The 12,061-nt window shown below is 49.0% G+C and carries 15 protein-coding genes; 3 read left to right on the top strand and 12 right to left on the bottom strand.

All coding sequences use genetic code 11. The annotated features are described in order from the left end of the window. Window positions 1–17: 17 nt before the first annotated feature. The 4 genes from AC2D8L_RS13400 to AC2D8L_RS13385 are packed head-to-tail and all read right to left on the bottom strand — an operon-like array spanning window position 18 to window position 2,398. Window positions 18–443, bottom strand: coding sequence for a DUF1178 family protein (locus AC2D8L_RS13400; RefSeq protein WP_484685987.1), 426 nt, complete (start codon window positions 441–443; stop codon window positions 18–20). A gap of 28 nt (window positions 444–471) precedes the next feature. Continuing rightward, entirely contained in the window at window positions 472–1,308 is an 837-nt protein-coding gene (locus tag AC2D8L_RS13395) for a carbon-nitrogen hydrolase family protein (protein ID WP_484685986.1), read from the bottom strand. 1 nt (window position 1,309) lies between these two features. Next, window positions 1,310–1,576, bottom strand: coding sequence for a glutaredoxin 3 (gene grxC, locus AC2D8L_RS13390; protein WP_484685985.1), 267 nt, complete (start codon window positions 1,574–1,576; stop codon window positions 1,310–1,312). A 33-nt stretch (window positions 1,577–1,609) separates the two neighbouring features. Beyond that, the gene (locus tag AC2D8L_RS13385) at window positions 1,610–2,398 is read right to left on the bottom strand and encodes a ComF family protein (protein ID WP_484685984.1); all 789 of its coding nucleotides are present in this window, start codon (window positions 2,396–2,398) and stop codon (window positions 1,610–1,612) included. A 66-nt stretch (window positions 2,399–2,464) separates the two neighbouring features. Between AC2D8L_RS13385 and AC2D8L_RS13380 the strand changes: the two genes are divergently transcribed. Further along, window positions 2,465–3,322 carry a methyltransferase domain-containing protein gene (locus tag AC2D8L_RS13380; RefSeq protein WP_484685983.1) on the top strand — a complete coding sequence of 286 codons (858 nt, stop codon included), beginning with the start codon at window positions 2,465–2,467 and terminating at the stop codon, window positions 3,320–3,322. On the opposite strand, the gene AC2D8L_RS13375 is transcribed toward AC2D8L_RS13380, so the two are convergent. From AC2D8L_RS13375 to AC2D8L_RS13360, 4 genes are read right to left on the bottom strand one after another with little or no spacing between them, the layout of a single operon-like run. Then, window positions 3,319–3,522 (bottom strand): Flp family type IVb pilin, encoded by a 204-nt coding sequence (locus tag AC2D8L_RS13375; RefSeq protein ID WP_484685982.1) that lies wholly within the window; start codon window positions 3,520–3,522, stop codon window positions 3,319–3,321. The genes AC2D8L_RS13380 and AC2D8L_RS13375 overlap by 4 nt on opposite strands. A 31-nt stretch (window positions 3,523–3,553) precedes the next feature. Further along, a complete protein-coding gene (locus AC2D8L_RS13370; RefSeq protein ID WP_484685981.1) occupies window positions 3,554–3,964 on the bottom strand; it encodes a (deoxy)nucleoside triphosphate pyrophosphohydrolase in 411 nt (136 codons plus the stop codon). A gap of 12 nt (window positions 3,965–3,976) precedes the next feature. Next, window positions 3,977–5,218 carry a bifunctional glutamate N-acetyltransferase/amino-acid acetyltransferase ArgJ gene (gene argJ / locus AC2D8L_RS13365; RefSeq protein WP_484685980.1) on the bottom strand — a complete coding sequence of 414 codons (1,242 nt, stop codon included), beginning with the start codon at window positions 5,216–5,218 and terminating at the stop codon, window positions 3,977–3,979. Window position 5,219: 1 nt separating this feature from the next. Further along, window positions 5,220–6,068: a peptidylprolyl isomerase gene (locus AC2D8L_RS13360; RefSeq protein ID WP_484685979.1), complete on the bottom strand. Its 849-nt coding sequence runs from the start codon at window positions 6,066–6,068 to the stop codon at window positions 5,220–5,222. Between the two features lie 246 nt (window positions 6,069–6,314). On the opposite strand from AC2D8L_RS13360, the gene secA reads away from it, so the two are divergent. Beyond that, window positions 6,315–8,987 carry a preprotein translocase subunit SecA gene (gene secA, locus AC2D8L_RS13355; protein WP_484685978.1) on the top strand — a complete coding sequence of 891 codons (2,673 nt, stop codon included), beginning with the start codon at window positions 6,315–6,317 and terminating at the stop codon, window positions 8,985–8,987. A 66-nt stretch (window positions 8,988–9,053) separates the two neighbouring features. Beyond that, window positions 9,054–9,758, top strand: coding sequence for a class I SAM-dependent methyltransferase (locus AC2D8L_RS13350; RefSeq protein ID WP_484685977.1), 705 nt, complete (start codon window positions 9,054–9,056; stop codon window positions 9,756–9,758). Window positions 9,759–9,779: 21 nt separating this feature from the next. Here AC2D8L_RS13350 and AC2D8L_RS13345 read toward each other — a convergent pair whose 3' ends face one another. Genes AC2D8L_RS13345 through AC2D8L_RS13330 form a run of 4 tightly spaced genes read right to left on the bottom strand, consistent with a single transcriptional unit; the run spans window position 9,780 to window position 12,047 of the window. After that, a complete protein-coding gene (locus AC2D8L_RS13345) occupies window positions 9,780–10,490 on the bottom strand; it encodes a hypothetical protein (RefSeq protein WP_484685976.1) in 711 nt (236 codons plus the stop codon). A gap of 1 nt (window position 10,491) precedes the next feature. Continuing rightward, window positions 10,492–11,262 (bottom strand): hypothetical protein, encoded by a 771-nt coding sequence (locus AC2D8L_RS13340; RefSeq protein WP_484685975.1) that lies wholly within the window; start codon window positions 11,260–11,262, stop codon window positions 10,492–10,494. A gap of 34 nt (window positions 11,263–11,296) precedes the next feature. Then, window positions 11,297–11,878, bottom strand: coding sequence for a uracil-DNA glycosylase family protein (locus AC2D8L_RS13335; protein WP_484685974.1), 582 nt, complete (start codon window positions 11,876–11,878; stop codon window positions 11,297–11,299). Continuing rightward, window positions 11,871–12,047: a hypothetical protein gene (locus tag AC2D8L_RS13330; RefSeq protein WP_484685973.1), complete on the bottom strand. Its 177-nt coding sequence runs from the start codon at window positions 12,045–12,047 to the stop codon at window positions 11,871–11,873. Before AC2D8L_RS13330 ends, AC2D8L_RS13335 begins: the two co-directional genes overlap by 8 nt. Window positions 12,048–12,061: the final 14 nt, after the last annotated feature.

Genomic DNA, 12,061 nt, shown 5'->3' with positions numbered 1-12,061 from the left:
TAACGAATTGAAGACTTCTAGTTGTGCTCTTCAGGTGCGTTGGGCAATGGTAAAAAGTCGATACCGTCTTCCACAAGCGAAGACACTTCTTCATTTGTCGCTTCACCATAGATGCCGCGGCTATCACTTTCTTCCAAGTGAATTTTGCGGGCTTCCTCGGCAAACCGATCGCCAACATACTCGGCTTCGTTCACCACTTTTGTGCGCAGCTTGTTCATGGCTTCACGCAAAGCTTTTTGCTCTGGATGACCCGCGGACAAAGCAACTTTTTGGTTGGATTTTTTGCCAACAGCCGGTGCCATCAACGCTTTGTTGACGTCTGCAGAACCACAAACAGGGCATTCCAAGATACCCTGACCCGCCTGCGCATCATAGGCGGCGGCATTTTTAAACCAAGCTTCGAACTTATGTTCGTTTGCACAGCAAAGCGAATACTGGATCACCGAAAGATACCTTTGTGTTTAACCAATACTATTGTGGCCCATTATGGTTAACGTTTAACGAAAAATGGCGTGAATTTGCAAGTGTTGGAATGCGAGATCGTGCATCTTTTATAGCATTGTGCTCAAAAGAAGCGACAATCAATCCTGTTTGATCGTTAATGCAGGCCGCAATTACCTCGCCCCATGGGTTCAAAATCATTGAGTGCCCGTAGGTTCGTCGTCCGTTAGCATGCTTGCCGCCTTGCGCTGCCGCTACCAAATAACATCCAGTTTCAATCGCGCGGGCACGTAACAAGCTCTCCCAATGGGCTTCACCAGTTGGCACCGTAAAAGCTGCGGGAACGCCAATTACTTGTGCTCCTGCTTGACGTAAAGTCCCATATAGACTTGGAAACCGGACGTCATAACAAATCGACATTCCCAAACCGACGCCGTTCAGGTCAGCAAGCACCGCTTCTTCGCCAGCGTCAAAATTCTTGCTTTCCCGATAAGGCGCGTCGCCAGCGACATCCGCATCAAACAAATGGATTTTGTCGTATTGGGCAACAATATCGCCGCTCGGGGCAAACAGGAATGACCGATTAAGGCATTTGCCCGTCTTGCTCGCCACAGCCATTGAACCAAGGTGTAAGTTTAACTGGTATTTTTTCGCAAATCCACCCAACGCTTCAATAGCTTGTTCGGGGCCGCCGTCGCGCACCCAAGCGCGAAGGCCATCGTGATTTTCGGCAAACATAGGCGCCATTTCAGGCAGTTGCAGATAGCCAACGCCTTGCGCGCTCGCTTGCTCGCAGCCCTCTTCAATAGCTGAAAAATTCTCCTCGAAATCCATCGACGAGCGCATTTGTAAGGCTGCGAGTAACATTTTAGCTTGCGGCGAGGTTCAACAACGCATCAAGTTTGCCCCGCCGATCCAGCGCATTCATATCGTCAAATCCACCAACATGTAGATCATCGATAAAAATTTGTGGCACCGTGTGGCTGCCATTTGCCCGTTTGAGCATTTCTTGCCGCTTGGCTGGGTCGCCAATAACAGTCATCTCTTTGTAGGTAACGCCTTTATTGTCAAGCAACGCTTTAGCAGCAATGCAATAGGGGCAAGTTGGCGTGGTATAAAGTTCGATCGTGGGCATTTGCGCTCCTTCTAGATCAAGGTCAGACCTTGTCTATATTGCCCCAACAGGCTCCATGACAACCCGTGCAAAGCTTAACACGTCAATCTTTGATCGATATTTGATCCTAAAACTGCGTGCAATCGCTTCAATTGTAGCGCCAGTTGTTACAACATCATCAATAATTACAATACGTTGCCCTTCATATTGCTCCAAAAACTGATCTGTCACCGAAAAAGCGCCACGCACATTGTCCTCGCGATCATGTGAACTCAATCCGACCTGTTGTCGGGTAAATCGCTTACGCGTTAGCCAATCATTGTGGACCTTATAGCCTGTCATGGCGCTAATCTGATCAGCCAGCAATTGAGATTGATTGTATCGCCGCAAAAGACGGCGACGCCAATGCAACGGCACTGGCACAAGCACGCAAGGTTCTTCCCAAAAATCACTACCGGCCACAAGCATCAACCGCGCGCAAAATTTTGCCAATTCCAAACGGTCCCCATATTTGAACTGGCTTACAATTTGACGGGCGAGGTCATCGTAAATCAGAGCGGACCTGGCACGGTCAAATGCTGGCGGCTTAGCGATTGCTTGCGCGCTTAAAACACTGGCCCCAATATCAGCAGCAAACGGAATACCCAATTTGGGACAATAGGGTTTTGATATAAACCGCAACTTGCTCCAGCAACCAGCACATAATCCGTCACTAGAAGTAATCGGCTCGTCACAAGCCAGACAGCTGGGCGGGAACAACATATCCAATGCGCCGTTCCGCATGGCTGACATGATTTGCTGTTTGCCCGAAAATAGTGACTTTATGCGCAACACAAGTTGCATATTGCCCATCACCCCCATAACTATTGCTCAAAATATAATGTTCTTCAGTTTTTCCTTGGAGCCACCATGCAGCCGCCAAAGCTTTTTGATCGTAGCCGAATTCACAAACGATTGAAACGTCGCGGCGATGCGGAAGATAAATTCGTCGCTGAGTTGGTCATCGAAGATCTTGAAAGCCGACTTGCAACGATTACCCGCAAGTTTGAAAAAGCGATCATCATCGCGCCATCAATCGAGTACCTCATCAAAGACGGCATGTCAGCAACCGACCCGATTGCATTTGAATGTGCAACCACCCTTTTGCCTGCCGACAATGTCAAGCAAGTTGATGTTGAAGCTTTTGACCAAGTCGACAAAGATTATGATCTGATCGTGTCGATGATGGACCTGCAGGTCACCAATGACGTGCCTGGTTTTTTGCATCAAGCGCACCAACATCTCAGACCAGATGGTTTATTCTTGTGTGTTGCCCTTGGCGGCGAAACTCTGAAGGAACTGCGTGCAGCATGGCTGAAGGCAGATGATGAAATATCTGGCGGGGCCTATGCCCGGGTGGCGCCGTTTATTGATGTTCGAGACGCCGGAGGCCTGTTGCAACGCGCCGGGTTTGCTTTACCGGTCGCTGACATTGAACATCACGTCGTTAGGTACGAACATCCGTTGGCGCTGATGGCTGAGTTAAGAGCTTTTGGGGCGAGCAACCCGATGATAGAGACCCCAAATAGAGCGACAACACGCGCATTGTTGGGCCAAGCAATCTCAAATTATCAAACCGAGTTTGCAGATCAAGATGGCCGGGTAAAAGCGACATTGGAATTTATTTGGCTTTCAGCATGGGCGCCCCACGAAAGCCAACAAAAGCCGCTCGCACCAGGTAGCGCAAAAGTTTCTTTGAAGGATATTTTAGAAAGCAATGAAGACTAGGACGACCCAATCGCTTTATCAATTGCGCCGCCGACACTGTCCTCACTGCCCGAAAATACTCCCGATAATGCACTACCAAAAGCGCCAATCGCACCGATAATGACGACCACAATGACCGCTGCGATCAGTCCATATTCAATGGCCGTTGCACCCTTTTCATCGGCTAAAAAACGATGAATGATTGAATTGTTTTTGCCCATTTCGCCCCCCAAAAAGGTCAAACCACGAAAACTACAACAAGTCACACAAGTGGGCGACCAGCGGTTTGTCAGCAGGTGGCATTTGATAGTCTCGCATGCGCTGTGGTTTTACCCACTTCAGGGCAGAATGCTCATGCGCAACCGGTGTTCCTTGCCACTTACGACAGACATAAAGTGGCATAAGAAGATGAAATTTCTCATAAGAAAATGACGCAAAAGTCAGTGGCGCAAGGCAAGCTTCCTTGGTGTCGATGGCAAGCTCCTCCTTCAGCTCGCGAATGATCGCGGCTTCCGGGGTCTCGTTGGGTTCGACTTTGCCACCAGGAAATTCCCATAGTCCGCCCATATTTTTGCCCTCAGGCCGACGTGCAATCAGGACCCGTCGGTCCGCATCGACAAGCGCACAGGCAACCACCAACAAAATTGGTTTTTCTTTAGTCAATAAACTGCCCTCTTAGCTGCGATAATCGCCATTTATGGAGACATAGCCATGGGTTAGATCGCAACCATAAATTGTTGCACTGCCCCCGTTTAATCCAAGATCAACACTGATCTCAATTTGATCAGCCTTCATATATTCGCTGGCATCCTCTTCGGTATAAGACGGAGAGCGAAATCCATCTTTCGCAACAAGTAAGTCGCCAAAACGGATTTGCAACTTGTCACGCTCGGCGGGTTCACCTGCCTTGCCGATTGCGGCCACAACCCGTCCCCAATTCGCATCTTCGCCAGCCAATGCTGTTTTCACCAACGGTGAATTAGCGATGGAGCGCGCAATAATGCTTGCGCTTTGATCTGAAACAGCGCCAGAGACTTTGACCACCATCATTTTGGTGGCGCCCTCGCCATCCCGAATAATTTGTAAGGCGAGGTCCTTCAAAACTGCATTAAGTGCTTGTCTGAAATCTGCGCATCTTGGATCGTCGAGCGAGGTAATTGGCGCAACCCCACGCGCTTCAGCCGCGCCAGTAGCAAACACCAAACAAGTGTCCGATGTCGACGTATCGCTATCAACCGTGATAGCATTAAAGCTAAGCGCGTTCGCGTCCTTCAACAATGCGCGCAAAATCTCAACTGAGATCGGCACATCGGTAAAAACATAAGAGAGCATGGTCGCCATGTCTGGGGCGATCATGCCAGACCCCTTTGCAATGCCCGAAATGGAGACGGAAACACCATCCAGATCGAACTGCGCACCGGCCCCTTTGGCAAATGTGTCGGTGGTGCGGATGGCGTTTGCGCCAGCTTCAAAATCACAGGCAGTTTGAGGCGATTTTTGCAACGCTTCAACCAGCGGCGCATGGTCCAGTGGTTCGCCAATCACACCAGTTGAAGAGATAAAAATCTCTGAAGTTGAGCAATCAAGCATTTTTGCCGCCGCGACCGCCGTTTGGTGCACCGTCTGTGCGCCAACCTTGCCGACAAATGCATTTGCATTGCCTGCATTGATGACCAAACCGCGCGCCAAACCATAACCCAAATTCTCGCGGCACCAGTCAATTGGTGCAGAAGGACATTTGCTTTTAGTCAAAACACCAGCAACGCATGTCCTTTCGCTAAACCGCGCAAAAAGCAAGTTATCCCGCCCGTGATACCCTTCCCCAATTGGGGCACAAAATAAATCCACCCCTTCAATTTGATCAAGTTTTGGGAATGTTTTTGGTGCTAAAGGCGAAATTGTACTCACTTCAGCCATATTAGTTGCCCGCACCAACGATTTGAATGTCAGCGTTCGCTTTCAAATCTTCGACAAGCTTTTCAAATTTGCCCACCATCACACGTTGGCGAATTTGGGGTAGAACTTGCTCAAATGCTGGTGGATTTGACGGACGACGATCCTCAAGCTTAATCACATGCCAGCCAAATTGCGATTGGACCGGTGCCGAATAAGCACCAACCTCTAATGCACGCGATGCATCATAAAATTCTGCTACCATGTCGCCTTCGCTGAAGTAGCCTAGATCACCACCATTTGGTCCACTTGGACCAGTCGATTTCTCTTTTGCAACTTCAACAAAATCCCGGCCATTATCCAGTTCGGCAATAACCAGTTTGGCATCTTCTTCGCTGGCGACGAGCACATGGCGCGCGCGCAACATTTCTTTAGGCACGAAATCTTTGAACGCTTCTTGGTAAGCAGCTTGCAACTCTTCTGGGCTGATTTCAGTTGCCATGACGTCTTGCAAATAGGCCCTACGAAGTGCGCGATCTTCCAAATAAGCTTTGCGACTAGCAAAAGTGTCTGTTTCTGCCATGCCTGCCTTTTTCGCCGCTTGCGCCATCACTTTCATGTCAACAAGCATTTGCACCAAAAAGCCGCGACGCTCTGCCGCTGGAATTGCAGAAATCTCTTCACCCATATCCTCAAGTGCATAGCCCAAATCTGCCTGGGTAATGCTTTCCCCACCAACAACGGCAATCACTGTGGTGGGCGACGGAGCCTCTTGAGCGTTGGTGCTTGCGGCACCCAACATGCTGAAAACCATTGCGCTGCCCAGCAAAGTTGCACGTAGTGAATTAAGGTGTTTTCTCTTCAAATTCAGCATTATTGTTCTTTCTTTTTATCTGTGCAAAATCGGACTTCGCTCACAATTGCACGGGCCCAACAAATTTGTTTGAGGTTTGCGTGATTTGGGAGGCGTTGACAAGACACTTCACCGCACTTACATCTCCCAACGCTTGATTAGGTGAAATTTAGCAACTTCTGCCCTTAATTCGCCATACCAATGCACAGAATTCTTAGCTGATGTGCCCAAATTAAGGCACAACAGCAACAAAATGGGACCGCTTATATGGCACTCGCCGCGCTTGCACGTAAAATTTTTGGCTCCTCAAATGAGCGCCAAGTCAAAAAATATCGCCCTTTGGTCGACAAAATAAACGCACTTGAGCCAGAATTGCAGGCACTAAGCGACGAACAAATACGCGCGCGAACGGACGAATTTAAGGCCCAGTATAAAAACGGCACCAAACTTGAAGACCTTTTGGTCCCCGCATTTGCGACAGTACGCGAAGCCGCGAAACGCAGCATGGGCATGCGCCATTTTGACGTGCAACTGATCGGCGGCATGGTGTTGAACGATAATGCCATTGCAGAAATGCGCACTGGGGAAGGTAAAACCCTTGTAGCGACCTTGGCCGTTTATTTAAACGCCCTAACCGACAAAGGCGTTCATGTTGTTACAGTAAACGACTATCTCGCCAGTCGAGATGCGCAATGGATGAGCCAAGTTTATAGCTTTTTGGGCCTGACCACGGGCGTCATTGTACATGGCCTGTCCGATGATCAACGTCGCGCGGCATACGCAGCGGACGTGACATATGGTACAAACAACGAGTTTGGTTTCGACTATCTGCGCGACAATATGAAATTCTCGCGCGAGCAAATGGCACAGCGCGGCCACAATTTTGCAATCGTGGACGAAGTCGATTCAATTCTAATCGATGAAGCGCGTACGCCATTGATTATCTCCGGCCCATCCGAAGACCGTTCCGAACTTTATACCCAAATTGACGCACTAATGGTCAATGTGGCGGACGAAGATTTTGATCTGGACGAAAAACAACGTTCAGCCACCTTCACGGACGAGGGTATCGAAAAGTTTGAAACCATCCTTAAAGACGCTGATCTGATTAAAGGCGAAAGCCTTTTCGACGTGGAAAACGTCTCGATCGTTCACCACCTCAACTCTGCCCTACGTGCCCACAAGCTTTTCTCTCGCGATAAAGATTATATCGTGCGCGACAATGAAGTTGTGATCATTGACGAGTTTACGGGCCGGATGATGCCGGGCCGTCGCTTTTCTGAAGGCCTGCACCAAGCCCTTGAGGCCAAAGAAGGTGCCCAAATCCAGCCTGAAAACCAGACTTTGGCGTCGATCACATTCCAAAACTACTTCCGTCTTTACAACAAATTGGCCGGCATGACCGGTACAGCGGAAACAGAAGCTGCCGAATTTGCAGACATTTACAACTTGGATGTGATCTCGATCCCAACCAACGTTGATGTTGCCCGGGTTGATGAGGAAGACGAAGTCTATCGCTCTGTTGAAGAAAAATTCAACGCGATTGCTGAAGAAGTTCAGGAATGTCAAAAGCGCAAACAGCCAGTGTTGGTTGGCACGACGTCTATTGAAAAATCTGAATTCCTCGCTGACCTTTTGAAGAAAAAGGGCGCAAAGGACATCAAAGTTCTCAACGCACGCCATCACGAGCAAGAAGCGCAAATCATTGCTGATGCGGGTATGCCCGGCGCGGTGACAATTGCGACCAACATGGCGGGCCGTGGTACAGATATCCAGTTGGGCGGTAACCTTGAGATGCGCATCGCCAACGAATGCGAAGGCCTTGAAGGCGAAGCACGCGACGCCAAGATCAAAGAAATTGAAGCTGAAATTGAGACCCGCAAGCAAGAAGCCCTTGCCGCTGGTGGTCTTTATGTTATCGGCACCGAGCGACATGAATCTCGCCGGATTGATAATCAGCTTCGCGGTCGTTCAGGCCGTCAAGGTGACCCCGGTCACTCAAAATTCTACCTTTCATTGCAAGATGATCTGATGCGGATATTCGCACCGGAACGCATGGAAGGCATGTTGGTTAAGCTTGGCCTAGAAGAAGGCGAAGCGATTGCCCACCCATGGGTAACCAAAGCGCTTGAACGAAGCCAACAAAAAGTGGAAGCCCGCAACTTCGACATTCGTAAAAACATCCTCAAATATGATGATGTGATGAATGATCAACGTAAGGTGATTTTCGAGCAACGCCTTGAATTGATGGACGACGCCAATGTGGCTGAAGCGATCAAGGAAATGCGTGAAGATGTTGTCCATGACATTATCGAAAAAGCGATCCCTGAGCGTTCATATCCAGAACAGTGGGAGCATGAGCAGCTAACTGAAGCCGCCCGCACTTACTTGAACGTTGATGCACCGATCAAGGAATGGTCGGAAGAAGAAGGCATTGACAGCGAGCAAGTTACGGAGCGACTGATCAAATCGGCAAGTGAGGCAGCGGCGAAGAAAACCGCAGACTATACGCCACAAATTATGCGGCAGATCGAAAAACAACTCTTGTTGCAGTCAATTGACGGCCTGTGGCGCGAGCATTTGATCACCCTTGATCACTTGTCAAAAGTAGTTGGCTGGCGTGGTCTTGCCCAACGCGATCCGCTCAATGAGTACAAGCAAGAAGCTTATGAGCTGTTCCAAACACTGCTGGATAGCTTGCGTGAACTTGTGATCGCTCAACTTAGCCATGTGCAGGTGCAGATGACGCCACCTGAGCCCGAACTACCGCAAATGACAGAGCAACATCTCGACCCTACTACAGGCGAGAATGCTGCGGCTCCAGCAACTGACGGCATTGATCCAGACAAGCCAGAAACTTGGGGCAAAGTGCGCCGGAACGAAGCCTGTCCATGCGGATCTGGCAAAAAATACAAACATTGCCACGGCGCAATCGTTTAGTTGCAAGCCATCATCTAAATTTGTAAAAATGCGCCTCTTTTGGCGCATTTTTTTATGGAGAATGAGATGACGACAACAGATTTTAACAAACTCTCCAAAATTTATAGCGCCGAAAAAATCAACCCGTGGAATGACCTATATGAACGCCCGGCATCCACCCAGCTGATGGGCGATGTAAAGGGCAAAACTATCTTGGATGCAGGTTGCGGCGGCGGCAAACACTTGGCTGACCTTTTGGACAAGGGCGCCAATATGTATGGCTTTGACCTAAGTAAAGAGATGTTGTCTTTTGCCGAAGCAGCAATTGGGGATCAGGTGGAGTTGAAAGTCGCGGACTTGTCCAAGGCACTCCCCTACACAAGCATCAGTTTTGACGGCATCCTATGCTCTCTCGCCATGCATTATCTGCAACATTGGGACATGCCACTTGGTGAATTCTACCGTCTGCTTAAACCGGGTGGCCGCTTGGTGATTTCCACCCATCATCCATTTAAAGATCATGAGATGGCAGGCGGCGAGAACTATTTCGCCCACACATTGATTGAGGACAGTTGGACGAAAAATGGCGAGACCATGCATGTGCGGTTTTGGCGCCGCCCACTCACTCAGATGATTGAGGAGTTCATTGCATCTGGGTTTGAAATCGAAGCGATAAAAGAGCCTATGCCCGCTGAAACGGCTAAAGAGAAGTTTCCCGACGCCTATAAAAGCCTGACTACTCAGCCGCGGTTCATTTTCTTCACGCTTAGAAAACCCGCCAAAATCACTTAAGGTGCACAGCCTCGTCCCACACTAGCGATAATCATGAAGATGCGCTTGAAGGACTTCGTCTAGTTTAGGCAAGTTCACGGCAGGCATTTGCTTAAAAACCGCCATTCGTCCGACCATTTGATCGAGTTGGGCGAACTCTTCGACGAGATGATATTGCACACGGTCTACATAGTCGTCGAACGCAATGGTCCAGTCATCATTGTGGCCCAGTGCTTTTACGCATTTCAGCATGCAAGCAACACGAAATCGCCCATCGATCAAAACAAAATCCGGCATGGCTTCTTGGTTTGGAACGTCTGAGTAAGCGGCAAATTTTTGCCGTCTAAATGGGGACACCTGTCCAAGCACAAACGGATAACCCCAGTTTTCCGTCAACCCGATATCTGCATGGCAGTATTCTTGATTTGGACGGCGCATGCCGGCCAATTCAATTGTGCGTTGCACGCTTAGCGAAAACAGTAAATCGCTTTCTTTACTGACAAAAGGAACCTTAAACTGAGCTGCCAAATATGTTGTGCCACCGCTACCGTATTCCAAATAAGACCGGCACTTTTTCAGCTGTTCTGTGAACCAACTTTGTATCTCAGCACTGTCAAAATGCGGCTCTTTCGCCGTTTCAAACATAAGCTTGTCAGCGACAGGGTTGAGTAGCGCGGGCACATTTTTCAACCCATAGACCAATGCACTCTGCCAACGTGGCCAACTTGTTTGAGGCGGTGACAGTTCGGACAACCTATTGGCCCAAGACTATGTTTTTGCTGTGCCCGTAATCTCCATCTGGCCACATGTGAACTGGATAGCCATATGATGGGTCTTCAAAAATGCGCACGACTTCTGGCAGTTTTTGACGCAACTCAGTTTGAGATTTGATACGCATTTCATCGGAAAACAAATCCGCCTTTGACCCAAGATAAGCCGCTGATGCCAAATATACGAATTCTGTCACTTTGCAGCTCGCATCGCATGTCGGGTCGTCGTAAGCGTAATACCCTTTGCGTTCCGCTTCTTCCCATTGCCCGAACAATACGCTGCCCTTTGCGCGTTGTTCACTGAAAACATTTGGCTGATATTTTTGCCAACCAGCATTCACAATGAGATGATGAATTTCCTCTTGAGATGCGTCGCGTTCGTCAACTGGGTTGGTTTCAAACGCCCCCAAATCTTGAACCACGTGACGATCAAAATAGTCAAAAACTTCATCTGCCTGCGCGTCCTCAAACCCTTCTTCGCTCATAACGAGTACCGGGTTAGATTGCGCGAGTTGTTTCAACAATTTCGCATCATCGACTTCACCATCCCCGTCATTATCTAACCACTGGGCCGCAACATGTGCGGCATGCATTATCTTCTCATCAGGCACACTTTGGGTGGCGCAGATGGTAATTGTATCGAAGACCTTAGCCCACTTGATCAAACTCTCCGGCCCACATTGTTCCCCTGACCATGCAGCGCCAACAGGCCCTAAAACCACCAACATTGCCAAAACCCAAATCTTACCAAACATACCGATACATTCCCTTCTTTTGCCTAGCCCTTTGTTATCCAAGAATTTGAGCAACCCTTTGCCGTAGCGTTGGCAAAACATCGGTCTCAAACCACTCATTCTTCTTAAGCCATATATTGTTGCGCGGACTAGGATGCGGCAGGGGCAAACTAGATGGCATAAACTCTGCCCACCGCTTTACCGTATCGGTCAATGTTTTTGATTGGGTGTCACCCAAATAGTAATTGAGCGCGTAAGCACCAATGATAATTTTTAAGTCAATCCCGTCCAACAATTTCAGAACATCTTCATGCCATGTTGCCCGACATTCAGTGCGCGGCGGCAAGTCACCTGATTTGCCAGTACCGGGGAAACAAAAACCCATTGGCAGGATGGCAAATAGGTTGGGGTCATAAAACTGTTCGGCACTCACCCCCAGCCAATCGCGTAGCCGCTCGCCACTTTTATCATCGAATGGTTTACCCGACAGATGAACGAGCCTTCCCGGCGCTTGGCCCGCAATAAGAATTTTAGCGTTTTTGCTGACCTGCAAAACAGGGCGCGGTCCCAATGGCAAATGATCAGCACATATCGTGCATGACCGAACCTTGGTAACTAGGCCATCCAATTCATCCATTGCGCTGTTCTTTTGCGAAAATGACCAAGTTTTCCAGCGCGCGTAGCCCCATGGCATTCATGGTTTTTTGGCCAAACTCCACGTCAATACGCATTGCCAATTCTTCTGCTTCAACATCGATCAAATCGTCAAAATCGGTCACGCCGATCATCGACAAATATTGAATCATTTTTGGCCCTATTG

The sequence above is a fragment of the Maritalea sp. YIW29 genome (genome assembly GCF_057219265.1).
This window is presented reverse-complemented; position numbering and strand designations above follow the sequence as displayed.

Excerpts from the sequence above, each read along its gene's own strand:
- AC2D8L_RS13375 (WP_484685982.1), bottom strand. The coding sequence starts at position 3,522 with ATGGGCAAAAACAATTCAATCATTCATCGTTTTTTAGCCGATGAAAAG.
- AC2D8L_RS13335 (WP_484685974.1), bottom strand. The coding sequence starts at position 11,878 with ATGGATGAATTGGATGGCCTAGTTACCAAGGTTCGGTCATGCACGATA.
- AC2D8L_RS13395 (WP_484685986.1), bottom strand. The coding sequence starts at position 1,308 with ATGTTACTCGCAGCCTTACAAATGCGCTCGTCGATGGATTTCGAGGAG.
- argJ (WP_484685980.1), bottom strand. The coding sequence starts at position 5,218 with ATGGCTGAAGTGAGTACAATTTCGCCTTTAGCACCAAAAACATTCCCA.
- AC2D8L_RS13380 (WP_484685983.1), top strand. The coding sequence starts at position 2,465 with ATGCAGCCGCCAAAGCTTTTTGATCGTAGCCGAATTCACAAACGATTG.
- AC2D8L_RS13340 (WP_484685975.1), bottom strand. The coding sequence starts at position 11,262 with ATGTTTGGTAAGATTTGGGTTTTGGCAATGTTGGTGGTTTTAGGGCCT.
- secA (WP_484685978.1), top strand. The coding sequence starts at position 6,315 with ATGGCACTCGCCGCGCTTGCACGTAAAATTTTTGGCTCCTCAAATGAG.
- AC2D8L_RS13330 (WP_484685973.1), bottom strand. The coding sequence starts at position 12,047 with ATGATTCAATATTTGTCGATGATCGGCGTGACCGATTTTGACGATTTG.
- AC2D8L_RS13385 (WP_484685984.1), bottom strand. The coding sequence starts at position 2,398 with ATGCAACTTGTGTTGCGCATAAAGTCACTATTTTCGGGCAAACAGCAA.
- AC2D8L_RS13360 (WP_484685979.1), bottom strand. The coding sequence starts at position 6,068 with ATGCTGAATTTGAAGAGAAAACACCTTAATTCACTACGTGCAACTTTG.
- AC2D8L_RS13350 (WP_484685977.1), top strand. The coding sequence starts at position 9,054 with ATGACGACAACAGATTTTAACAAACTCTCCAAAATTTATAGCGCCGAA.
- grxC (WP_484685985.1), bottom strand. The coding sequence starts at position 1,576 with ATGCCCACGATCGAACTTTATACCACGCCAACTTGCCCCTATTGCATT.